The organism is Micromonospora sp. NPDC047620 (assembly GCF_043205005.1).
Taxonomy (GTDB): Bacteria; Actinomycetota; Actinomycetes; order Mycobacteriales; family Micromonosporaceae; genus Micromonospora.
Genome location: NZ_JBIDDG010000023.1, coordinates 11,678 through 33,785, shown reverse-complemented (window position 1 = coordinate 33,785; position 22,108 = coordinate 11,678). Strand labels below are relative to the sequence as shown.

Annotated in this window: 19 protein-coding genes; 4 read left to right on the top strand and 15 right to left on the bottom strand. The window is 70.8% G+C overall.

Annotated features, from left to right (window positions below):
* Positions 1-3 precede the first annotated feature (3 nt).
* The 11 genes from ACGF5C_RS24830 to ACGF5C_RS24780 all read right to left on the bottom strand — a co-directional run bounded on the left by ACGF5C_RS24830 (position 4) and on the right by ACGF5C_RS24780 (position 11,012).
* A complete protein-coding gene (locus tag ACGF5C_RS24830) occupies positions 4-669 on the bottom strand; it encodes an SIS domain-containing protein (RefSeq protein ID WP_393305279.1) in 666 nt (221 codons plus the stop codon).
* Complete coding sequence (locus ACGF5C_RS24825) at positions 666-926, bottom strand: HypC/HybG/HupF family hydrogenase formation chaperone (protein ID WP_393305277.1); 261 nt, start codon at positions 924-926, stop codon at positions 666-668. The genes ACGF5C_RS24830 and ACGF5C_RS24825 overlap by 4 nt, the downstream gene beginning before the upstream one ends.
* On the bottom strand, positions 923-1,537 hold the full coding sequence (locus ACGF5C_RS24820; RefSeq protein WP_393305275.1) for an SIS domain-containing protein: 615 nt from the start codon (positions 1,535-1,537) through the stop codon (positions 923-925). The genes ACGF5C_RS24825 and ACGF5C_RS24820 overlap by 4 nt, the downstream gene beginning before the upstream one ends.
* 9 nt (positions 1,538-1,546) lie before the next feature.
* Complete coding sequence (locus ACGF5C_RS24815) at positions 1,547-1,921, bottom strand: helix-turn-helix transcriptional regulator (RefSeq protein WP_393305273.1); 375 nt, start codon at positions 1,919-1,921, stop codon at positions 1,547-1,549.
* Between the two features lie 155 nt (positions 1,922-2,076).
* Complete coding sequence (locus ACGF5C_RS24810) at positions 2,077-2,799, bottom strand: DUF6596 domain-containing protein (RefSeq protein ID WP_393305435.1); 723 nt, start codon at positions 2,797-2,799, stop codon at positions 2,077-2,079.
* On the bottom strand, positions 2,750-2,965 hold the full coding sequence (locus ACGF5C_RS24805) for a hypothetical protein (RefSeq protein ID WP_393305271.1): 216 nt from the start codon (positions 2,963-2,965) through the stop codon (positions 2,750-2,752). Before ACGF5C_RS24805 ends, ACGF5C_RS24810 begins: the two co-directional genes overlap by 50 nt.
* A gap of 30 nt (positions 2,966-2,995) precedes the next feature.
* A complete protein-coding gene (locus ACGF5C_RS24800) occupies positions 2,996-3,544 on the bottom strand; it encodes an ATP-binding cassette domain-containing protein (protein WP_393305269.1) in 549 nt (182 codons plus the stop codon).
* Positions 3,541-4,095 (bottom strand): ATP-binding cassette domain-containing protein, encoded by a 555-nt coding sequence (locus ACGF5C_RS24795; RefSeq protein ID WP_393305267.1) that lies wholly within the window; start codon positions 4,093-4,095, stop codon positions 3,541-3,543. The genes ACGF5C_RS24800 and ACGF5C_RS24795 overlap by 4 nt, the downstream gene beginning before the upstream one ends.
* A gap of 115 nt (positions 4,096-4,210) precedes the next feature.
* Positions 4,211-4,723: a hypothetical protein gene (locus ACGF5C_RS24790; RefSeq protein WP_393305265.1), complete on the bottom strand. Its 513-nt coding sequence runs from the start codon at positions 4,721-4,723 to the stop codon at positions 4,211-4,213.
* Entirely contained in the window at positions 4,713-6,506 is a 1,794-nt protein-coding gene (locus ACGF5C_RS24785) for a RyR domain-containing protein (RefSeq protein WP_393305264.1), read from the bottom strand. The genes ACGF5C_RS24790 and ACGF5C_RS24785 overlap by 11 nt, the downstream gene beginning before the upstream one ends.
* Before the next feature lie 291 nt (positions 6,507-6,797).
* A complete protein-coding gene (locus tag ACGF5C_RS24780) occupies positions 6,798-11,012 on the bottom strand; it encodes a HEAT repeat domain-containing protein (RefSeq protein ID WP_393305262.1) in 4,215 nt (1,404 codons plus the stop codon).
* Between the two features lie 300 nt (positions 11,013-11,312).
* On the opposite strand from ACGF5C_RS24780, the gene ACGF5C_RS24775 reads away from it, so the two are divergent.
* Positions 11,313-12,269, top strand: a complete 957-nt coding sequence (locus ACGF5C_RS24775) for an SCO2521 family protein (protein ID WP_350704502.1) — start codon at positions 11,313-11,315, stop codon at positions 12,267-12,269.
* A gap of 6 nt (positions 12,270-12,275) precedes the next feature.
* Here ACGF5C_RS24775 and ACGF5C_RS24770 read toward each other — a convergent pair whose 3' ends face one another.
* The 4 genes from ACGF5C_RS24770 to ACGF5C_RS24755 form a co-directional block, all read right to left on the bottom strand.
* A complete protein-coding gene (locus ACGF5C_RS24770) occupies positions 12,276-13,253 on the bottom strand; it encodes an SCO2522 family protein (protein WP_393305260.1) in 978 nt (325 codons plus the stop codon).
* On the bottom strand, positions 13,238-14,167 hold the full coding sequence (locus ACGF5C_RS24765; RefSeq protein ID WP_393305258.1) for an SCO2523 family variant P-loop protein: 930 nt from the start codon (positions 14,165-14,167) through the stop codon (positions 13,238-13,240). The genes ACGF5C_RS24770 and ACGF5C_RS24765 overlap by 16 nt, the downstream gene beginning before the upstream one ends.
* Positions 14,168-16,009, bottom strand: a complete 1,842-nt coding sequence (locus ACGF5C_RS24760; protein WP_393305256.1) for an SCO2524 family protein — start codon at positions 16,007-16,009, stop codon at positions 14,168-14,170.
* Positions 16,010-16,233: 224 nt separating this feature from the next.
* Positions 16,234-17,037 (bottom strand): SCO2525 family SAM-dependent methyltransferase, encoded by an 804-nt coding sequence (locus ACGF5C_RS24755; RefSeq protein WP_393305254.1) that lies wholly within the window; start codon positions 17,035-17,037, stop codon positions 16,234-16,236.
* 578 nt (positions 17,038-17,615) lie between these two features.
* Here ACGF5C_RS24755 and ACGF5C_RS24750 point away from each other — a divergent pair.
* The 3 genes from ACGF5C_RS24750 (at position 17,616) to ACGF5C_RS24740 (ending at position 22,062) form a co-directional block, all read left to right on the top strand.
* Positions 17,616-18,554 carry an aminoglycoside phosphotransferase family protein gene (locus ACGF5C_RS24750; RefSeq protein WP_393305252.1) on the top strand — a complete coding sequence of 313 codons (939 nt, stop codon included), beginning with the start codon at positions 17,616-17,618 and terminating at the stop codon, positions 18,552-18,554.
* Positions 18,555-18,684: 130 nt separating this feature from the next.
* Entirely contained in the window at positions 18,685-19,158 is a 474-nt protein-coding gene (locus ACGF5C_RS24745) for a hypothetical protein (protein WP_393305250.1), read from the top strand.
* Positions 19,159-19,161: 3 nt separating this feature from the next.
* Positions 19,162-22,062 carry a M48 family metalloprotease gene (locus ACGF5C_RS24740; RefSeq protein WP_393305248.1) on the top strand — a complete coding sequence of 967 codons (2,901 nt, stop codon included), beginning with the start codon at positions 19,162-19,164 and terminating at the stop codon, positions 22,060-22,062.
* Positions 22,063-22,108: the final 46 nt, after the last annotated feature.

Here is a 22,108-nt window from a genome sequence, read left to right as displayed (position 1 = left end):
CCGTCAGAGTTCGCCGGCCAGCGCCTGCTGGGTGAGTTCCCAGAGCACGTGATAGACCGTCGTCTGCGCCTCCTGCACCCGGTGCACCGACGAGGACGGCACCACGAACAGGTGATCGACGGCGTCCGACTCGGCCATCCGGCCGCCGTCGTAGCCGGCGAGCCCGACGGTGACCATGCCCCGCCGGGTGGCCTCCTCGAAGGCCCGCAGGACGTTGGACGATCCGCCGCTGGTGGAGAGCCCCAGCGCGACGTCGCCGGCGCGACCGAACGCGGCGATCTGCCGGGCGAACACCACCTCGAACCCCACGTCGTTGGAGAGCGCGGTGAGCACCGCGACATCGTGGGTCAGCGAGATGGCCGGCAGCGGTCGGGAGGTCGTCGGTGGGTGCAGGAACAACTGCGCGAGGTCCTGGGCGTCGGTGCTGCTGCCGCCGTTGCCGAACGTGAAGAGCTTGCCGCCTGCCTGGAACGCCGCCGCGAGCGTCCGGGCGCATTCGACCAACCGGCACCCGTGCTCGGCGACCAGGGAATCGCGGAGGGTGACGATCTCCCTCGCCTTGTCCGCCGTGGATCGGGCGACGTCGGCGAGCACCGCGCCGGCGTCGGCCGCCCGGGTGTCGAGGAACGGATAGAGCGCCCCCAGCGCGCCCCCGACGCGGGCGCTCACCGGGCCTTCTCCACGACCGCGATGGCCTCCTTCGCGTGTACGAGCACCACGTCGCCGGCCGCCGCGTCGACCAGCGCGACGCTGACCTCCTGCGGCCCGCCGTCCGTGTCGACCACGGCCAGGCGGCCGGCCACCAGTTCCCGGATCCGAACCGCCACCGCGGCGTCCGAACAGGTGACGCAGGCATCGCCGTGGCAGTCGGTCACGATCGTTGTGCTCGGCCGACCGGCCGGCGGGAAGAACGCGTCCCGAGTCACCGGGCCTCCTCCGGTTCGAGCAGGCCGGGCTGCTCGAGGAACACGTGCACCAACTCCCACAGAAGGTGATAGACCGTCACGTGGACCTCCTTCACGATGCACGGATCAGCTGAGCGAGCGACGACGAGATGGTCGGCGGTGGCATCACAGGCGATGTCCCCGCCGTCTCCCCCAACCAGCGCCACGGTGAGGAGGCCGAGGCGGCGGGCAGTCTCCAAGCCTCGGCGGACGTTGACACAACGGCCGTCGACGGAGAGCCCGATCGCGATGTCCTGCGGGGTGGCGAGCAGGCGCAGCTGGGCGGCGAACACCTCGTCGAAACCCTCCGCCCGGGCGATCCCGGTGAGGGTGGCGGCGTCGTTGGTGAGCGAGAGCGCCGGCAGCGCCCGCTTGCCGACGATGACGGGGTGAACGAACTCGACCACGATGTGCTGGGCATCGGTGGCCGGCCCGCCGTTACCGAAGACGATCAGCTTGCCGCCACGATGAAAGCGCTGGGACATCTCGTAACAGGCCCGCGCGACCTGCGCCGCGTCGCCGGCGAGCGCCTCCGCAGGGGCCACCCGGCGGGCGAACGCGCGGTGAACCGCCGGGAACACGGACGATTGCATCGTCCTCCTTCAACCTCGGGAAGCGGCATACGAGTCACGCCCGTCCCGCGGCCGCTCGAAGGCGACCGCCGAGCGCCGCAGAAAGGCATCCATGACGTGGTCCAGTTGCGCCAGGCGGGCAATCCACGACCGGAGGTCGTTGCGTCCCTTCGCCGTCAGCTCGTAGCGCCGACGCGCCGGGCCCGCCTCGGCGGCCTCCCACATCGACAGCAGCGAGCGGTCGCGCTCCAGCCCGCGCAGCACCCGGTAGACCTGACCGGATTCCACGTCGGACATTCCCATCGCTTCAAGTCGCTCGATCAGGTCGTACCCGTGACTGGGTCGCTCGAAGATCAGGAGCAGAAGGAATGGATGCAGCAGGCTGCGCAGTTCACGCCCATGCATGTCAGCCCCTTCCACGGTCGGGCCGCCTCTCCTCCTTGCAGCTAAGCACACCGAACCTCCCGAAAATGGAGAAATGTCCAGCTTGAGGTTGCGGAGCCGATGGCGTGAGAGCCGGGCCGCGTGCCCCTTGGGCCGCCGCCGGTCCCCACCGCGGGTTACCGGGCGGCGAGTCGGGCTTGTCGGAGCAGGTACTCGCGTTCCGGGATGCTCGCCGTCTGGCGTGCGGCGGCGCGGTAATGGGCGACGGCAGCCTCGTGATCACCGGCTTGGTGGAGCAGGTGGGCCCGCACGGCGGCCAAGCGGTGGTTGCCCGTCATCCGGGGATCGGAGTCGAGCGCTTCCAGTAGCGTCAGGCCGGCCCGGGGCCCGTGGACCATGGCGACGGCGACGGCGCGGTTGAGCGTCACGACGGGGTTGTCGTCGAAACGCTGGAGCATGCCGTACAGGTTGAGGATGTGCGGCCAGTCGGTGTCTTCGGCACGGGCGGCCTGGCTGTGCGCCGCGGCGATCGCCGCCTGGAGCTGGTAGGGGCCCGGCCGGCGGTGCGCCAGTGCCGCGGCGAGCAGCGTGACGCCTTCGTGGATGGTGCGGCGATCCCAGCGGCCGCGGTCCTGCTCCGCCAGCGGCACCAGTTCACCGGCGGGGCCGGTGCGCGCCGCCCGGCGGGCGTCGGTGAGCAGCAGCAGCGCGAGCAGGCCGGCGACTTCGGCGTCGTCGGGGCGGGTCCGGTGGCACGTACGGGCCAGTCGGATCGCCTCGGTGGCCAGGTCCGTACGCTGCAGGGCAACACCAGAGGTCGCCGTGTGGTCACTTCCTGGTCCAGCGCGTTCACCTCGTCCAGGGCGACCAGACCACCTCCGGTGTCGAGTACATCGGATACGACCCGGAGAGCGGCACCCTGAAGTCGCACTTCTTCGGCAGCACGGGAGAGATCCTGGAGTACGTGTACGAGGTGGCCGACCGCGAGCTGACCATCTGGTTCGGCGAGCCAGGCTCGCCGGCGAGGTACCGCGGGACCTTCGACGCGGAGGGCACCAGCGCCACCGGAGCGTGGTCCTGGCCCGGTGGCGGCTATCAGTCCACTATGACCCGTGTCCATCCCGTCATCTGTTGACGGCCTGGTGGGGCGGTGTCTCTCAGCAGGTACGCCGCAGTGCTGAGGCCGTGACGGTGAGCACGGACAGGGCGACCAGCGACAGGCACGGTCCGAAGACCGTCCACGGGGCGCCGTACGGCCGCGGCGGTGAGTCGGGCCCGGTCGGTGACCCCGCACAGCCGGCGAATCGGCTCCGCGACGATGTCGAGGACCCGGGCGCGCGGGTCGAGCGTGGAGCCGGGGTCCTGCGGCACGTACTGGACGCCCCGGCGGTACCAGCGCAGCCGGTGGACCGGTCCGGGCGTCACGTCCCGGCCCTCGCAGCGGATTGTCCCGGCCTCCACCGGTTCCAGGGCGAGCAGCGCCCGTACCAGAGTGGATCTGCCGGACCCGGACCGGCCGACCAGCGCGACGCGCTCACCGGCGGTGATCGTGAGATGGACGCCGTCGAGCACGGGCACGGCGGGCGCCGAGCGGTGGGACGGCGGGTAGGCGTGCCGAAGCCGTTCGCACTCGATGACGGTCATCGGCGTGCGGCCAGGGCGACGGTCGAGAGCCGGGCGGCGTCAACGAGGTCACGGGCCCGGGGATGCCGTGGGTCGTGCAGCACGTCGAGGGCCGGACGGTCCTCGACGACGCGCCCCTCGTGCAGCACCACGATGCGGGTGCACAGTTCGGCGGCGACGGCGAGGTCGTGCGTGATGAACAGCAGCGCCGGGCCGTCCGGGCCGCCGGTACGCTCCCGCAGCAGCCGCACGATCGCGGCCTGGGTGACGACGTCGAGGGCGGTCGTCGGTTCGTCGGCGATCAGCAGTGGCGGGCGGGCGGCCAGCGCCACGGCGAGGCAGGCGCGTTGGCGTTGCCCGCCCGAGAGCTGGCTCGGGTAGCGGCCGGCGACCTGCTCCGGGTCCGGCAGGCCCACAGCGGCCAGCAGTTCGAGAAGCACGCGCCGGGTGTCGGCGCGCCGGAAGTCGCGGTGCAGTGGCAGGGCGACCTGCTCACAAAAATGAGATCGGTTTTCGTCGTCCGCGTAGCCTGCCGCCCGGCCGTAACGCCGCCGGCCCGAACCCTCGAACACTGAAGGCCACAATGAGAATCGTTGCCAACCAAATCGCGGCGTCATGTCCCACCGACAAGCCGCGCTGAGGGTGCTGAGCTTTCGTCGCAGGCAGCCGCCCGCCGTTGCTGGCTTGTCAGTCCCCGAGGGCCATCCGGCGGGCACCGACGGGCCAGAGGATCGTGGTCGGGATGCCGTGGTGCCGCGCCCAGTCGACGGTCCGGTCCGTCGACGCCGCGTGGCAGCCAGGTTCGCCGTCCCATACCGCCACGAGCCGCTGCACCCGTCGCACCATTTCCCGGTTGGCGGCCACGTAGGCGGCGGTGTTCGAGCGGTCGTAGCCGGTGTGGATGACCGCCGCCGCCCGGGCGAGCAGCTCATCGAAGGCCGTCCGGTTCTCCGGGCTGATCACGGCGGTCCGGTAGTCGCGGGCCGGGAGGATCACCTCGTGCGTGCCGCCCATCTCCAGAATCGTGCGCACGAAGACCTGATCCGCACCGGCCGCCAGGCAGGTGACGCCGTGCACCGGCCGGTCGCTGATCCGGCGCAACTCGACGCGGAGCGCGTCGGCGACGAGCAACTCGGTGTCGCGGGTCAGGTTGATGTGCCCGGTCATGCCGACGCGCACCGGTGCGGAATCAGCCGGCATCCCCCGGTCCTCTCCGCTGCGCGGGCACCGCGGGTGCCAGCCGGATCAGCTCGAACCCGCTGTCGGACAGCACGTCGGGCAGCGCCCGGATCTCCTCGCGGTTCTGCTCCTGGACGTCGGGAGGCAGTTCGTGCCACGGCCGCAGGGCGGGATGACGCCGCCGGACATCGTCGCGGGGCTCGCCGTACGTCCAGCCCTCCCCTCGCCGTTCCCGGCACCACCGTTCGTGCTCGAGGCGGGCGAGTTCCTCGATCCGGTCGTCGATGACCTGCCCGGAGGCGTCGCCGGTGCCGCCGCGCCGGGGCGCCACGACGCACCCGAGCTTCAACAGCTTCGCGGCGATGTCCTGGACGTGGGCCCGGTTGGCCCGCCGCAGCGACTCGGGCAGTCGCGACCAGTCCACCATCGCCGGCGCGTCGCCGGGGCGTACCCCGGCGCGCTGCTGGGCCTGGAGGTACCGCTCGTGGATCAGCCGGGCCAGTCGCTCGGTGAGGTCCTCGGCGATCAACCGGGCATCGCAGGCGCGGGTCAGCACCGGATAGAGGCGGAGCTTGCCGTGGACCTCGTCGAGCAGGTCGTGACGGGAGTCGCCGTGGAAGGCGGCGGCGAGCGCTGCCTGCTGGTAGACCGGCACGAAGACCGAACTCTCGGCGCTCTGCCAGAGGGCGGGCGTGTTCAGCACGAACTGCAGGCCACCGGTCTCGTCCGGTGCGCAGACGTAGATGCGGTCGTAGCGGTCGCGGTCGAGCTGGTCGAGCCCGTCGAGGTCCAGGTTGTACGCGGTGAGCTGGCAGACGGTGGTCAGGAACGGGTAGCGGGACGCAGCGACGGCGAGTTCGGTGTCGGCGTCCGGGGCCACGAGGTCCACCCGCAGGGGTGGCACGACGTGGCCGGGAGGGATGTCGGCCCGGCGTGCCCGCCAGTGCCGCGCGGTTTCCGCCAGGAGGGCTCGGCGGAAGGCGCCGGTGCCGGCGATGAGGACCTTGGTGGGTCGGCCGGTCGCGTGTGGCAGCGGGTGGTGCCGGTGCAGCGCACGGGCGGCGACGTCGTCGACGTGGAAGTAGTCCAGCCGCAGCCGGCTGGATCCGGCGGCGCCGAGTCGTCGGGCCTGCAGTGACAGGCACATCTCGGAGTCGTGGACCAGTACGTAGACCCGAGGTGGTTGCCGTCGGTCCTGGACGAGCCGGCTGGCGGTGTTGGCGATCGCGTGGTTGCGGTCGTCGTCCTCGCTGCAGGCGTAGATGGTGTGGGCCCGGGGCAGGCCGGCGCCGCGCAACACCTGAGGGCTGGCCGGGTCGCCGATGACGCCAAGATACCGGCGTAAGCGGTACTCCAGCGGTCCGAACGGTTCGGAGCGCACCACGACCACGCGTTCGCCGTCGGCGAAGAGTCGGTCGGCGAGCATGTGGGCGAACTGGGAGTCGCCGCAGACCAGGACGTGACCACGGGCTCGCCGGGCCCGCAGGCGGCGGCTCTCGGCGGCCAGCAGCAGCCGGCTGGCCTCGGCCACGGCGAGGAGGGTGAACAGCGGGGCGGCGAACCGGGCGACCTGTAGCTGCCACGGGTAGGGTCCGGAGTTCTGGAAGGGTTCGGCGCCGAAGACGAAGAGTTGCAGGTCGTAGTAGAGCACGTCGTACGGGTCGTGCGCGGTGTCCGGCCGGGCCTGGAGCAGGCGCTCGAAGCCGACGTAGCCGAGTATGAAGGCGGCCAGTCCGATGACCCCGAACACGACTCGAAGCCACCATTCGGCCGGGCGGGGCGAGCCGGCGACCGGGTCTGTCATGAGCCTGATGGTATTTGACGAGGTCGATCAAGGCCGCGCTCGACGCGTACCCGCCTCCGCGCTGCCAGCTCGGGCGAACCGACGGCGGCGAGCACGTCGAACGGAGGCCGTCTCCGCAGCCGGGGCTGGTCACCCTCGCAGGTGCGGGACGATGCGTGAGCTGATGCCAGTGGTCGGTGCGAGCGTGTTGCTGACGGCGGACGGGGCTGCGGTTGGTGTTCCGCCCGGCTCGACCCGCTCACGGGCGACGGCACCGGACGCCCGGTGGCCCGGTGGCCCGGGCGGGCCCGGTCAAGGGAAGTCGTCGGGCTTGGTGTCGGGCAGCGCGGCCAGCAGTTGCCCGGCCAGCCGCCGTACGGTGGCGTCGTCCTCCTGGCGAGCAAGCCGCACGAGCACAACCCGGGTCCGGGTGTCCCGGCAGTAGTGACGGGTCAACCCGAGCAGCGCGGTCCGGCGGATCTCCCAGTCGTTGTCGTCAGCCAGCCGTAGCAGCAGCTCCTGTATCCCCACCCGGCCGGCCAGCGTGGCTCCCAACTGTTCCACGGCCCGGCGCCGGACCTCGAGGTCCGGGTCGTCGCGGACCAGCCCCACCAGCAGTACCCGGACCTCCGGGTCGGCTGCGAAGTGCGCGCCGAGCGCGGCGGCGATGCGGGCGCGGATCGCCGGGTCCTGGTCTGCCAGGCGGCGCAGGAGCCGCAGTGTCACCGCCATGGATGCCGAGCCCTGCTCGGTCAGGCAGCACACCGCCGCGTCGAACACGGTAGGGTCGCTGTCCGATTCGACGCACTCCAGCAGCACGTCGGTCACCACATCGGGGCTCCCGTACGCGCAGAGGGTCTGCACGGCGGCCAGCCGGATGCCGACGTAGCTGTCTCGGCGCGCCCGCCGGCACAGTGTCTCCATCAGGCCGTCGGCCTCGCCGTAGCGGGCGAGCGCCTGGGCGGCGGCGCGCAGCACGTTCGGGTCGGGGTCCCGACTGACCTGCTCGGCCAGGCACTCCAGCACCTCGGGGTCGGGCGGGTCAGCGAGGCGGGTCAGGCGGAGGGTGACCCGCAGCCGGACGATCGCGTCCCGCTCTTGGGAAGCGCGGCTGATGAGCAGATCACGAGTGGCGTGGCCGAGTAGCGGCCGGCCGGTGAGCAGGTCGACCGCGGCGAGCCGGACGCTCGCGGTCGGGTCGCGGTGAGCTTTCTCCAGCAGCAGTTCCCCGGTGCGGTGGTCCGGGTAAGCCTCAGCCAGCGCGCGCACCGCGGCGAGGCGCACCGTGGCGTCCTCGTCGGCACGAGCCGCGTGCGCCACCACGGTCCATCCGGTGTCGTCGGCGCGGTCCCGGTCGATCAGCGCGGTCACGGCGGCGGCACGAACGGAGGCGTCCTCGTCCTGCTCGATCTGATCGACCAGCCGGGCTCGGCAGCGCCCCTCCGGGTCGGATACGAGCGCCAGCCGCTGCACGGCGACCGCGCGGAGCCGCGCGGAGGTGTCCGAGCAGGCCAGCTTCAGCAGCAGTTCGGTGCTCTCCGGGCCGGACCGCCCAGGCAGCAGTTCGGTCACCACGCAGCGCCGCACCTCGTCCGGGGAGTCGCCGGTCACCCGCCGCAGCGCCCGGGTGCGGGCGGTCTCGGCGTGCTCCGGCAGGGCCAGCAGGCCGTCCAGCGCGCACTGCACCACGCCCGGGTCGGTGTCGGTGGCCAGCAGCCGCTGCAGTGTCTCGGGGGCGTCCGGCAGGTCGGCGCAGCGCGTGGTGAGCACTCCGGCGGCGGCCCGCCGCACCGCGGTGGCGGGGTCTTCGGTGGCCCTGGCCAGCATTTGGCGGACGTCCTCGGACAGCTCGGTCCGGCCGCCGAGGGACTGCACGGCCAGCGCGCGCACCGCGAGATCGGGTGAGTCGGCAAGGTCGCGCAGCACGTCGACGTGGTCGGGGTCGGCGCCGAAGTGCGCGACCAGAGCCCGTACGGCGGCCTGCCGCACCGCGGTGGAGACCTCGGCCCGTGCCTGGGCGAGCAGGAGGTCTCGGCATCGGCGGCGGCTGCGGCTGGTGGTGTCCAGCCGGCCGGCGGTCTCGGCCAGCCCCGCGACCAGGGTGAGGTGGGCCTGCCGCTCGCGGCCCTGCCCGAGTTCCCGGACCAGCAGTTCCTCCAGCTGCTCCTCGGCCGTGGAGAGCACCGCGGCGATCCGGGTGGCGAACGCGGAGCCGGAGCGCCAGCTGGTCCGCACCCCGCGACGGCGGTACCAGTGCAGGAAGGCTTCCCGGCCGGGCCAGCTCGGTCCGAGCGCCCGGATCGAGGACAGCAGCTCCTGCTCGGTGAGCTCCACCAGGTTGGGGTCGTCGGCGGAAATGCCGTGTTCGACCAGCCGCACGACCTGGCAGAGCACCGCGTCGCCCGCGCCGGCCAGCTCGGCGGGCTGCGGCGCCTCCGCCACGCACTGCGCGGCCAGCACCAGGTTCCACGGCGGGCCGGTCAGGTTCAGCGGCGGCCAGGGCTGGTTGGCCTCGGTGGCGAGCAGGATGACCAGGTCGTTGGCGGTCTGGGCGGGCAGGGCGCCGGCGACCAGCCGGAGCACCTCCCGCCAGGACGGGTCGGCCCAGTGCTCCCGGAACAGCGCGCGCAGTTGGTCGAGGCCCCAGGCGTCCGGATCGTGCTCGAACCTGTCCACGATCTCCTCGGCGCAGAAGAACTCCAGGAACGTGCGGTGCACGAACCCGAACAGTCGCAGTCCGTACCGTTCCAGGATGAAGCTTCGCTGACGCAATTTTTCGATCATCGAGTAGGCCATGGCGAGCGCCCGCTCGTTCTCGAAACCGTAGAACGCGACGAGGTGGTCGCGGAAGACGCGCGCCAGTTCGTCGGATTCAATGTAGTTTCCTGCCGGGCCGGACTCCCGGAACTGCATCCAATACGCCAGGTGGCGCACCAACCGGCGCTTCGCCTGCAGGTCCAGCAGCGGCACGTCGCTGTGGCTCTCCCGCAACTGTTTGGTCACGTCCCACTCGGAGATCAGAACGTCCGTGACGTGCGCGTAGAGCCGGTGCCGGTTGCGGGGCAGCGGGTGGCCCCGGCCGACGATCGCCATGAGCATCAGCAGCAGGGGGTTGCCGGCGATCTCGTGCATCGCTCGGGACCTGCGCACCACGTCGAGAATCTGTCGCCGCTGCCGGTCCGCCTCCGCCGCCGGTGTGGGCATCACGTAGCGGTACCAGTTGCCGAGGAACCGGGCGATCCGCTCGTCGTCGAGATCCTCGAGGGTGAAGTGGTCGAAGCCGGCGTTGGCGAAGGTGTGCCGCAGGTACCCGGCCGCCCGCGAGGTGACCATCGTCCGCACCCCCGGGTACTCGCTGGCGAACGTGGCGATCTGTGCGGCCACCTCCTCCCGCTGCGCGGGGTCGAACACCTCGTCCAGGCCGTCGAACAGGAACAGCGCCTGGCCGCCCTGATGCAGGTACGCCTCCAGCACGCCCTGGTCGATTCCGGCCAGTCCCTGCTGGTGGCGGTGGCCCACGTAGTCCAGCAGGCCGTCGCACCGCCCGTCCCCGCAGTGCGCGGCGTAGGAGCGCAGCTCGATCAGGACGGGTAGGTACCGGTCCAGCGCCGCCAGCCGGGGCTCGGCGCAGACGCCGGCCAGCGCCAGCGCCAGGTACCGCGCGGCCGCCGACTTGCCGGAGCCGGGGTCGCCGAGCAGCACGATCGCCGGCCGGCCCGGATCGCACACCACGTCGAACAGGGCCAGCGCGTCCTTGGCCGCATATTCTTCCCAGAGCCGCTCCACCTCCTCCGGGTTGACCACCCCGGGCAGCGCGCCGGCATCACCGTCCGCCGTGGAGCTGGCCCAACGCCACCAGGCCAGTGGCATCTCCGGCCGGGTGTCCTCGTGCACGCGGGGCTCCACGAACATCTTCGGTAAGCCGACCGTGAGATATCCGATGGTGGGGCGTGGTGAGACCGCGTCCAGCGGAACGGCCTGGTACCTCAGCGCCAGCTGTTTGTAGTACTGGTTGCGCACGGCTTCCGGCAGGTGGGTGTCCGGGTCGGCGGGCTCGCGCGCCGGGGATCGGCCGCTGCGCACCTCGGCCAGGGCCATGGTCACCTTGGCGGCGAGGTCGTCCACGCCGGAGAAGAAGGCACAGAGGTGGCGCTCCTTGAGCTCCCGGCGCAGCGCGACGATCTGCTGCCAGTCGGCGTCCCGGTCGATCATGTCGACCGGCCAGGGGGTGTCCTCGGCGAGCAGGAAGATCAGGCAGGGCTTCCCGGCCGCGAGTGCCTCACGGTACTCCAGTTCCGTGATGGAGGAGTCCTGGCCGGGCGGCCGGAACCCGTACCGCCAGGCGAACAGCCCCACGTAGAGATCGCATCGGCGCACGTCGGTCAGGCAGCGTTCCAGCGGTGGCCGGACGTCGGCGCCGTACGCCTCCATGGCCACGTCCTCGATCTCCAGACGACGTGCCACGACGTGCACGGCAGCGCGATATTCCAGCAGGTCCTTTTGGGTGGCTGAAATGTAGACCTTCATGAACGGCAACTCCAGGGGGTGGCTGGCGACCGCACCAATGAAAATATCAGCTGCCTTCACATCCCTCTGACCCGCGAACACTCGCAACCCCCGCCGTACATGGGATTCCCGCCAACCGTGGGCCTATGATGGCCACAGGACGGATACGGATCCGGGCGGGCCGAATGCCGTGCTCACGAGGAGTTTCGGTAATCCCACACGGACCCGTGTCGGTGCGGGTCACGGCGGCGTACGTCAATCACCATGGGACCGCATTCCGCGGGTCTACCGCGGACCGGTGCCGGCAATGCGGAGGAAGCCATGCTCACGGTGGGTGAGGTGCACACCAGCCTGCTGCAGCACAGCACGGCGCTGACCCAGGAGCAGAGCTCCGAGGTGCTCGGCCTGGTCGAGGGCGAGGTCGTGCTGACCTCCCGACGCCCTTCGCTCTACGCGGTGTCGCCCGACGTCCGCACCGGCGTGGACTGCTGGCTACCCAGCGCCAGGAAGCGCCAACTGCGCGGGGTGGGTGCGGTGGTCACCCGGGCCATCGTCACCGGTGGCCGAATCGTGCAGGCTTCCTCGGTCATCCAGGTCGTCGCTGGAGATCGCCGCCAGCCGTGGTCGCACTATCTGGCCAACCCCGGCGTCCTTGAGACGGTCGGCAGGCTGGACGCCGCGGACCTGACCGCAGGCTTCCTGCACGGCAACAACGCGGACGTGCTGAACCTGGAGGCGATCACCGGCCGAGTACTCGACGGCGTGCAGATGTCCGACTTGCTGGACCGGCACCCGCCACTGCGCGCGGCGCGCACCCGGCTGCGCTGGACCGCGCAGGTCGACCAGCAGCCGGGCCGGGCCGTCTCGGCGGTGGTCACCGTGGACTCCCCCACGCTGCGCACGGTCGAACTCGTGGTCGGCCCGCAGGACGTGCCGGCCGCCGTGGCCGGCCTCTGCGAAGATCTCGCGCTGCACGATTGGCTGCTGACCATGCTGTCCTCCCTGGTGGAGGCCGCGGTCACCCGACCAGCCTCCGGGCAGGAGCACATCGAGCGGCTGCGGCCGGTGCTGGAGCACCTGCTGCACCTGTGGCTGCCTGGCGCTCGGGTCCACCCGCGGCTACGGCCGATCTGGGACCGCCTGGAGCAGGTGCCCGGGTTCAGCCGGCAGTGGAAGTCGTCGGTCAACTGGATCCGGGATCAGATCAGCGTGAACAACATGGCACTGCTGCGCGACCTGGCCGACCGGGTGGCGGTCAAGCAGCCCTGCGGCCGCTGACCACGCTCACTCGCCGATGAACACGTAGCTCAACCGGTCGACCAACTCGCTCGGCAGCTGCAGGCCCTCGCCGCCGGCCCGCTTGGCGACCTGCTGCGCGACTGCCGGCGGTACCGCCACCTGGCCGAGGATGGTCCGTACGGCCAGTTCGACCGGCAGGTACTGGGTGTCCATGAGGGTCAGCGTGCGGTACGCGCAGAACGGCGCGGCGACCGGATTCAGCTGGACGATCGCCGGCAGCTCGTCCCAGTCGGTGGGCAGCTCCCCGACAAGCCGGCACGGCTGCCTGATCGTCTCACCCCGGTGCCGTAGCACGCCCAGCCGGGTCAACTGCCAGACCGAGGCGAGCAGCGCGCAAGCCCACACCCGGGTGTTCGGCTCGTCGGACCACAGCTCGATGTCGACGAAGATGGAGTGCTGTGGGTCGCCGGACTGCACCGGCGGGGACCACGGCCGTGGCAGGGTCATCGCCGGGGCGTCGACGTGCCCGGGCGACCGCTTACCGTTGGACAGCCAACCCGACTCGTTCAGCGGTGGGCGACTCCCGGTGGTGTGCCGGGGCGGTTCCACCACCAGTGTGTCGACCACCAGCTGGGCCAACTCGACACCGTCGTGCCGCGCGAAGCTGGACTCCCGGGCCACGTAGTCCAGCATCAGGCCGTGCTCCGCTGCGGCGCTCTGCACCTGCGGGATCACCTCGCGGGGGGTACCGAAGCGGTGGAAGTAGTCGTCCACCATGAAGCAGGTGCTGATCCGCGGTTGCCGGTGTGGGGGCAGGCCTCGTCGGGCCAGGGCCGGGATCGCGGCCGACCAGTCCGCGATCCGCTCGAACTTGCGCCGCAGCTCCTGACACCCGTCGCCGAAGTCCTCCGCGTAGAAGTGCCCCAACTCCACCGACAGGTGCGAGTACGCCACGCTCTCTGTACGTCGCACCGCAGCTGCCTCCTGGAACCTGACATCCACGCCAATCACACGGTCTCCCATGCCGTCTCGTCGAAGAGCTTCTCGGTCAGATCCACGAAGGCGTCCACGGTCTTGACGTTCGCGATCTTGCTTTGTACGTCGTGGTCCGAGATGAGCTGCTCCCGCCACTGCAACAGAGGATCCAGCGGCACCGCGCCGAACAGCGTGGTGCGCCCGACGCCCCGCCGTCGGGCCAGCTCCGACAGCTCCGCGTCGCACTTGCGCAGGAATGCCTGCTGCGCAAGGTCGAGGTAGCCGACCTCGGGGCCGCGTGAGTCGATCACCGCCGTGCGGATGAACCGCAGCGACTCCCGCAGCCGGTCCGGCTCGTGACCGTACTCCTTGCCCATGGCCACAATCCCGCCTGCCTCGAAGGCCAGATCCGCAGCCGCGGTGACGTGCTGGGGAGTCCACCGGTGGAAGACCAACCAGCGAACGGTGACCTTGCGTAGGGTCGGGGTGGCGGTGGCCGCCAGCGCGATCTGGCTGGCGTACGACCGGCCGGCGCTGAGGTCTACCAGGGTCAGGTCGAACTCCTCCTCGAGACGAAGGAAGAGTTCGGCGCAGCGCTTGGCGATGTCGTTGGTGAAACCGAACTCGCTGCCGTTGCGCTGCCCGGGCAGGAGCACCAGCGGACCGGACCCGATGGGCCGCTGGCGCAGGCTGGCACGCTCCGACGTGCTCCACACGTCCAACTGCTCCGGAGACGGGATCTCCCCGCGTAGATACCGGTGCAGGCCGCCGCCGTTGGGCCCGGCGCCCTCCACCCCGTTGACGGCCTGCGGGATCTGGAACGTGATGCCGGCCGTCGGCGAGCCGAAATCGTAGTCCAGGTAGCAGGTGGGGCGGCCGGACAACGCGCTGCGGTAGGCGATGTTCGCCGCGGTCACCGAGCGCCCGGTACCACCCTTGTGCGACGTGACGAAGACCAGCATTCAGATCCCCTCGCTGGCTTTCTGCTGCCCGGTGGCGACGTCGTTGAGCAGCAGCAGCAGGGTGTTCGCCAGGGCGGCCGCCGTGCCGGGGCGTTCGTCCACCAGCAGCTGTGCCCGGCGCAGGCTGGCCCGGATGCTGCGCATGCTGCGCTGCATCGCCTCACCGGCGAACGTGCCCCGCATCAACTCCCGGTCGAACAGGTACTCGGCCTCGTCGATGAGATCCTGCGCGTACGCGGCGAGCCGGCCAGCCCGCGGGAACGGCCGGTCCCAGAGCAGCTGACCGGCGCTGACCAGCGCCTCCACCACCCGCTCGGTCAGATACCAGGAGGGTGCGTCCGGCTTCGGCGCCAGCCCGGGGAAGGCGCCGCCGGCGTGGTCCCACAGCCCTCGGTGCTGGCCGTCAGGAATACGCCGCTGCAGCAGGTGATCCCACACCTCGTCCGCCAACTCGAGCAGCTCGCTGCGCCGCCGGGCGTTGCTCAGCAGACCGGCGACGGTGGCCGCCCGCTGGAGCAGCACCGTGGAGTACTCGTTCACGTTCCACGTCATGATCGGCTTCGACGTGTCGTCGTTCAGGGTCACCCGCTTGCCTGGCGCGTGCAGGAGCAGCGCCGGCTCGTCGGGCGAGGCACGCCGGGTGATCCGTGCCCGCTGCGCCAGCTCCACCAGCACCGAGGCGATCCGGCCGAGTTCTTCGTCGGCGCCGCGCCCGCCGGCGATCAGGCCCTTCACCGCCAGCGATGTGGCCTGGAGGGTGTAGTAGTCGGTCCGGTCACCGTCGGTCGTCCGCCAGGGAATGTCCTCGATGGGCCATCGCCGTCGGTTGCCGAAGGTCGCCACCGTCGCCCAGTAGGTCCGGGTCAGCTCCCAGCGCAGCTGCAGCGCCCGAGACAGCCGCTGCTGCTCCTCGTTGAGCAACCCGAGCAGGCGGGTGCGTTCGGAGTTCAGGTCCTCGATGGCGTCCATCGCGATGACCGTGAAGTAGAGGTAGGGGGCGTTCTCCGCCGAGCCCTCGCGCTGCAGGCCGATCGGCTCGGTGGTCGGGACCTCCTCGGCCCCGGCGATGATCCCCCACGACCAGCCGCACTCGAACAGCATCTCGCTGTTGTCCAGGTCCTCGGTCACCCGGCCCGACCCGATGACCACGCTGCGCAGGCTGGCCATGGTTTCCCGCAGCTGTTCGCGCAGCGCGGCCACGACTTCGCGGCGCGGCAACTCGTCCTGGTTGATCATGTCGCACAGCCGGACGCCGTACTCGTCGGTGGAGGTGAAGACGAAGGTACTGAAGCTGCGGAGCAGGCCGACCATGGCCGCGGTGAGCCGCGCGCTGGCCATCGCTTCCAGGGCGTCCAGTTGCGCCAGCAGGTCGCGTCGCTTGGTGGCGCCCCGGTAGACCTTGACGAAGCCGATCGTCGCCAGGGTAAGCGTGACGGACACCGCGAACGAGTCGACGATGTCCAGGGACCGTTGCTCGTCGGTGAGCTCCGAGCCGCCCTCCAGCGCGTTGAGGTAGCTTCCGCCGCTGAAGATCGGGGTGCCGGCGTCGTCGGTGTAGCGCGTGAAGTAGTCGATGATCACGCTGACCAGCCGGCGGGGAATCTCGATCGCGCCGCCGATCGGGCTGAGCGCCTCGATCACCTCTTCGTCGGCGCGATCCGGGTCGTCGAGCGACAGCACGGGGACCCTGGCCGCCGGGAGCAGCAGGGTCAGTAGTTGCTCCGCATCGCTGATCGAGTTGCTGCCACTTCGACCACCCCAGTGCCATTCACCGTTCTGCCAGCAACTACGCACCGTGGCCCGCCAGATGTCGAGGATTTCCTGGCGTGGCTGTATCCGCACGATTCACCGCCGTCTGCTGTAGTCGACTCGAAACTGCTGGTGGTGCCGTTCACACGATGATCCACGGTGGTCCACAATGACGCGCAACAACATGGTAGCGGTCCAGTCGAGTGCCACTTGAACAGCTTCGATGGCCGCGTGTCGGCAACCCGGCCCGTCGGGCGCGGTGGGAATGCCCATACCGGCAGGCCGGGCCGACCTCACGGCACCAGCGCCTCCCATGATCAGGCACGGCACTGACCGCGGGTACGGCCGGTGGTCAGCAGCATGCTCAGGTACCCGTCACGCAGCGGCGGCGTGAGGCGCACCTCGTGGACGGCCAGGTCGTACGCGCCGGCCGCGATGCTGGCCACCACCTCGGCGCGCCGCAGCGCCACGGCCGGGAACAAGCGCTGGCCGACGCTGTAGCCGCGGGAGCCGAGCATGACCGCCACGGCAAAGGGCGAGCCGGGCCGCAGCGCTCCGAGGAACCGGCCGATCGCGCGCTCGGCCTCCGCGCGGTCGGCCGATATGGAGCAGGCCACGAAGAACATCGTGCCGGCGTCCCAGGCGTGTTTCGGCGCATCGAAGACACTGGCCCTCAGCACTCGGCCCACCCGCGCCAGACGGCCCCGCGGATCGGTCAGCGCCGAGTACGCCGGGTGCTCCGCGCACACCTGCCAGTACGGGTCCCAGAGCTCGTCGTAGCTGTCGATCTGCGTACGCAGCCAGCTCACATTCGACGTCGACCAGTCGCACAGGTCGATCGTGCGCGCAAACGGCAGGAGCGACAGCGCCGGGTAGAGGTTCGCCCCCGACCCCACGTCGACACAGTGCGCGCCGGACAGCTTCGCCTCGGCGAGAAAATCTCTGGTACGGCAGAGGATTTCACGATCGTCGGCACGCAGAACCGCGTAGTTGTGCCGGACGTACGCCTGGGGGTCGAAGCTGTCCCACTCGACGTCGGAATTTACCGGCCTCGGAGACTGGATCGGCGGGGGTGGCGCCGACTCGCCGCAACCGCCGCCAGCCGCCGGGGTCAACGTCATGGACGGGCCTCCATCGATGTCGGCTGATCATCTTGGCCGTCGTTTCGGCGCGCTCCTTCTCGCTGCCCATTGTGTATCGAAGATGGTGTTGGTTCGCAAGCAGCGGCATTTCACCAACTCCAGGCAATGACGACCTGACGGTGTTCGCCCCGCCTCCCCCAGTTCACACGGCCGAGGCGTGGGCCTGACCCGCTTTGACGGACATCCGATATCGGGAGCCAGCGGCTCCGCGGAACCTGTCAGTCAAGTGAGACTTCGTGGTCAAGTGTCTGCATCTCGGTGGTTTGTTGATCCACACGGTGCCGGGCAGGGCTGGGGTCCGGGGGGGCAGCCAACATCAGGTCGCCGAACAACACCTGCCACCGCTGGGCGTCTACCCTGTGTCCCGCAGCCACCGCTGCGTCATGGTCAGTCCACACAGCCGTCCATGATTGACGGTGGCTGCATTCGTCCTGCACCGCGTCAACCCGCAGCTCAGCCAAGGTCAGAATCCCGGCTGGGTAGCTACGGGGGTGCGCTCAAGCGGCGAACTGTCGTTCAGGCTCCACACGTCGATTGTCTTGGACAAGGATGTCTCAGTGAGCAACACACCGCATCTCGGTCCCGTGCCTCAGCGCATTGCCGTCGGCGCGGAGCAGGTTCGTTCGCTCGTCGCCGGCCAGTTCCCTCAGTGGGCCGACCTCCCGGTTCAGCCCGTGGCCAGCGGCGGCTGGGACAACTGGACCTTCCACCTCGGCGACGGAATGTTGGTGCGTCTGCCCAGCGCATCCGAGTACGCCTTGGCGGTCGACAAGGAACACCGGTGGCTTCCGACGCTCGCCCCCCGGCTCCCGCTGCCCATCCCCGTCGCACTGGCGAAAGGGGAACCCGGCGCGGGCTACCCCTACTCGTGGTCGATCTACTCATGGCTTGACGGCGAGCCTGCGAGCGCAGACCGCATCGCCGACCCCGTCCGATTCGCCATCGACCTGGCTGGATTCCTGGCGGCCTTGCAGAGCGTCGATACCACTGACGGTCCTCGCCCCGGACAGCACAACTGGTTCCGGGGCGGCCCGCTGCGCACCTACGGCCGGGAAGTCCAGCGCGCGCTCACGGCGCTGGACGGCCACGTCGACGTCGACTTGGCCCGCGAGATCTGGAAGAGCGCACTGGACGCCCCCTGGGATGGTGTGGAGAGCTGGTTCCACGGCGACGTCGCCCAGGGAAATCTCCTGCTCAACGACGGGGAGTTGGCAGCCGTCATCGACTTCGGGACATGCGGCGTCGGCGATCCGGCCTGTGACCTGGCAATCGCATGGACACTGCTGACCGCCGACGGCCGGCAGGCGTTCCGGGAGCGGCTGTCCGCCAGTGAGGCGACATGGGCGCGCGGGCGCGGCTGGGCCCTCTGGAAAGCGCTCGTCACCTGTGCCCAGCCCTTGGGCACTGCCGACGAGCCGGCCCCGAACGCACTGCGCGTCCTCGCCGAGATCTTCTCCGAATACGTCGCCGACGCCGTCACCAAGCCCAAGCCATGAACAGTCACTATGACCAGATCTGGCGCTGCGGTTTGGCTACCTTGGAGCGCTTTTAGTCACATCGATGACTGGCGTGTTCCTGTTTCTGATGTGACAGTGGCTTCCTGCGATTTGTCCCCGGGAGGCTGTGATGGATTCGGCGGTGCACGGCACGGTGGCGGGGGTGGTGCGCGACGTGGTCGCTGTCCACGCGCCGGAGGAGCTGGCGGTGGTGGAGGGTCTGGCGACGCTGGGCGGCCGGGCGGTCGCGCGCCGGTTGCGGGGTTCCGGAGCGCGTCGCGAGGCGCTGGGGTTCGGCCTGGCCGATGTCGCGGTGCTGGTGACCCCGGTGGTCTGGCTGGTGTTGAACGAGGTGGCGCAGCGTGCGGCCGGCGCGGCCGTCAACCGGGCAGAGCGGGGGTTCGGTGCGCTTTGGCGGCGAGTGTTCCAGCGGGGCACCGGCCAGGTCGTGGTGCCTCCGTTGTCCAAGGAGCAGCTGGGTGAGGTTCGGCGGCGGCTGTTGGAGGTCGCCGCCGAGCGGGGCCTGCCTGAGGCGAAGGCGGTCGCGGTGGCCGACGCCGTGGTGACCCGGCTGGCCCTCGATCAGAGCGCTGCGGAGGGGTAGGTCGTGCCTGGTGCCGGGCGGCAGCTTGCCGCCACGACGCTGCGTTTCGTGTTGTTGTTGACGCTGCTGCTGGTCGCCAGCGTGTGGATGACTCAGTTCACGCTGGCGAATCTCGGGTTGCTCCGGCGGGCCGCCGTCACCTGCGCCGGCATGGTCCCGACGGATGACCGGCGGGTCACCTGGGATCCGACGGACTGCGTTGAGTTGCAGGCCGTCACACCGCCGTGGTGGGTGATCCCGGCGGCCTCCATGCTGTTGCTCGGCGCCGCCGCGGTGTTGTTCGCGGTTCTGCCCCGGTGGAAGGCCCGGCGTGGGCGGGTGCTGCCGCTGGCCGCCGTCGACCGGGATGGGCAGGTCGGCCGGATGATCGCGGAACTGGTGGCGCAGACCGGGCTGCGGCGTGTGCCGACAGTGCTGGTCGACCCCACCGCGTTGTCGGCCGGTGCGGTGGTGTTCGGCCGGACCGGACGCCCCCGACTCTGTCTGCACGGTGGGCTGCTGGCCCGGATGCGCACCGACCCGCATGCCGTCCGCGCGGTGCTACTGCACGAGCTGGGGCACATCGACAACCGGGACGTGACGCTGACGTACGCGACGGTCGCGCTGTGGCGGTCCTTCGTCGTGGTGGCGCTCGTGCCGTTCGTGGCCACGCACCTGCACTTGTTCGTCAGGTTTCCCTTTACCCCCGATGCAGTGCCTACGCATCGCAACCTGCTGGCGGCGGCCCTGCTGGTGGCGCTGGTCCACCTGTCGCGTTCGGACCTGCTCCGGACCCGGGAGTTCCACGCCGATCTGGCGGCGGCGCGGTGGGGCGCGGATCTGCGCGGCTGGTCGGCGGCGTCGCCGGTGCGGGCCGGCCGGGGTCGGCGGCTGCTGGCCGGTTTCGGTGGGCTGTGGCGGATCCATCCCGACTGGGAGTCCCGCCGGCGGGTGCTGGCCGACCCCGACATGTTGTCCCGCATCCCGGCGCTGGCGATGTTCCTCACCGGTGCCGCCCTGATCCTGGTCGATGCTCAGCTGTGGTTGATTGACCCTTCGGCGGTCGCCTCCACGGCCGCTCCGACGGTCGCCTTGGCGGCCGATCCGGCGGTCGCCTCGGCGGTCGCGGTGGCGCTGCTGGCCACCGGCGTGATCTCCAGTCTGGTCTGGCAGGCGGTGGAGCCGGCCTGGCAGGCGGGTCGCGGTGGCCCCCGGGGCCTGCGGGCCGGGTTGTGGCTGGGGCTGGGCATGCTGGTGACCGAGTTCGTGTCCGGCCGGGTCGCGATCTGGGAGTGGCTGCCCCAGCAGCCCTTGCTGCTGGTCCTGCTGGTCCTCGCCGGCGTCGCGGTGACCTGGTGGATCACACAGTGCTGCTACCTGTGGGTGTCGGCATGGCCGGGACGTTCCCTCCGCCCGGTGCGGTGGATCGTGTTCATCACAGGCTTCGTCGCGATCGTGGGCTGGATGACGTGGTGGCGCGGCCCGGGTGTCTGGCTGGCGCACGGCATGCCCATACCGCGGAGCCAGATCGCGCTGATCTTCGCGCCGGGTGGTCTCGAACCCGGGCAGATGCTGCCGTACGAGGCGGTGCTGCCGGCCTACGTCACGTTCGTCTGGTTGACGTCCATGTTGGTGCTGGAGGCCGTGCCGCTCAGTCAGATCGCGGTCGCGGTCTCGTGGGCCGTTCCGCTCGCCGCCTGGCTGGTCCAACACCGCCCGGCGTCGAGCCCAGGTCTGGCTTCCGTGCCGGGGCCGGGTGCGGAGGTCGTCGTCACGCCGGCTCCAGCCATGCCGCCGCGGCCGGTGCCGCTGCCCCGACTCCGGCGGCTGGTGCTGCCCGCCCTCGCCGGTACTCTGCTGTGCTGGGCCGCGGTTGCGACGACGATGGCGGTCATGCACCTCGCCCTGCCGGTGATCGGGGCCCGGGCCCGGATCTTCGTCAACGCCTACCAGGGCTGGGTCACGTTCGCCCTGCTGGGCGCGGCGGCGCTGAGCGCCTTCGTCGCCAGCACGCTCGCCGGCCGCTACCAACTCGTCGCGGCGGTCACCGCAGGCCAGCTGACCGTGCTCGGCGGTTCGGTGGGCGTGCTCGCGCTCATCGCCATCGACGGCTGCGTGAGGCCGTTGACGCTGTTCCACGCCTCCTGCGGCTGGCAGCCAGGGCAGTCGTGGACGGCGTGGCGCGGGCTGCTCGACGAGATTGTGGTGTTGGCGCTGATCGTGGCCATCCCGGCCGCCGGGCTCGTCGCCGGCGCGCGGGCCGTCACCGCCCGGTGGTGGCGGGACCGCCCGGCGGCCGTCGACGTGCCGGGGCGGGCGCGGATGGTGGTGCGGCGTGCGTTCGTCACAGTGGTCATCTCGATGGCAATGACGCTGACGGTCGCGCTCGGGGCGGCCGCACCGGCCAGCGAGGGCACCGCTGCCCGCCCCGGACCGAGCGGCAGCACTCCGCCGACCGGCGGTGTCGCGCCCACGGCCGGGCCGACCGGTTCCCCGGGTTCGCCGCGGTTAAAGGCCATCGAGGTGTCGGCCTGGATCAGGCGGGGTGGCGGCAGCCTGACGACCCGGTTCTTCGACGTGCACGGCAAGTTCGCCGTCGCCATCAGCGACCTGAAAACGCGGAAGCCGGGCGCGAACGGCAAAGTCGAGGTGGACGAGGCCCGGATCCGGCCGCTGTGCGCGAGCATCGAGACGATCGCCGAGGAGGCCGCTCGCTACGCAGCTGTCCCCGACGCGCAGGCGCAGGCGAGCTGGCAGTCCTTTGTCGAGCATGCCGCGCGGGCAGGCCGCGACTGCTCGCGCTCCTTCGAAACCGGGGACAGTCAGCCGTTCGTCACCTCGATCGCCGACCTGCAGCTCGCGTACACGCACCTGGCAGCGGTCGGCCAGCGGTTCACGGACATCCGCAAGGCCGGCGGGGGCTGACAGCCGCTGTTCCCCCGGCCGACACACCCTCACCGCCCGTGCTGGG

Bases quoted from the DNA above. Each gene is read 5' to 3' on its own strand.
- ACGF5C_RS24820 (WP_393305275.1), bottom strand. From the start codon at position 1,537: ATGCAATCGTCCGTGTTCCCGGCGGTTCACCGCGCGTTCGCCCGCCGG.
- ACGF5C_RS24815 (WP_393305273.1), bottom strand. From the start codon at position 1,921: ATGCATGGGCGTGAACTGCGCAGCCTGCTGCATCCATTCCTTCTGCTC.
- ACGF5C_RS24800 (WP_393305269.1), bottom strand. From the start codon at position 3,544: ATGACCGTCATCGAGTGCGAACGGCTTCGGCACGCCTACCCGCCGTCC.
- ACGF5C_RS24790 (WP_393305265.1), bottom strand. From the start codon at position 4,723: ATGCCGGCTGATTCCGCACCGGTGCGCGTCGGCATGACCGGGCACATC.
- ACGF5C_RS24785 (WP_393305264.1), bottom strand. From the start codon at position 6,506: ATGACAGACCCGGTCGCCGGCTCGCCCCGCCCGGCCGAATGGTGGCTT.
- ACGF5C_RS24780 (WP_393305262.1), bottom strand. From the start codon at position 11,012: ATGAAGGTCTACATTTCAGCCACCCAAAAGGACCTGCTGGAATATCGC.
- ACGF5C_RS24775 (WP_350704502.1), top strand. From the start codon at position 11,313: ATGCTCACGGTGGGTGAGGTGCACACCAGCCTGCTGCAGCACAGCACG.
- ACGF5C_RS24770 (WP_393305260.1), bottom strand. From the start codon at position 13,253: ATGGGAGACCGTGTGATTGGCGTGGATGTCAGGTTCCAGGAGGCAGCT.
- ACGF5C_RS24765 (WP_393305258.1), bottom strand. From the start codon at position 14,167: ATGCTGGTCTTCGTCACGTCGCACAAGGGTGGTACCGGGCGCTCGGTG.
- ACGF5C_RS24755 (WP_393305254.1), bottom strand. From the start codon at position 17,037: ATGACGTTGACCCCGGCGGCTGGCGGCGGTTGCGGCGAGTCGGCGCCA.
- ACGF5C_RS24745 (WP_393305250.1), top strand. From the start codon at position 18,685: ATGGATTCGGCGGTGCACGGCACGGTGGCGGGGGTGGTGCGCGACGTG.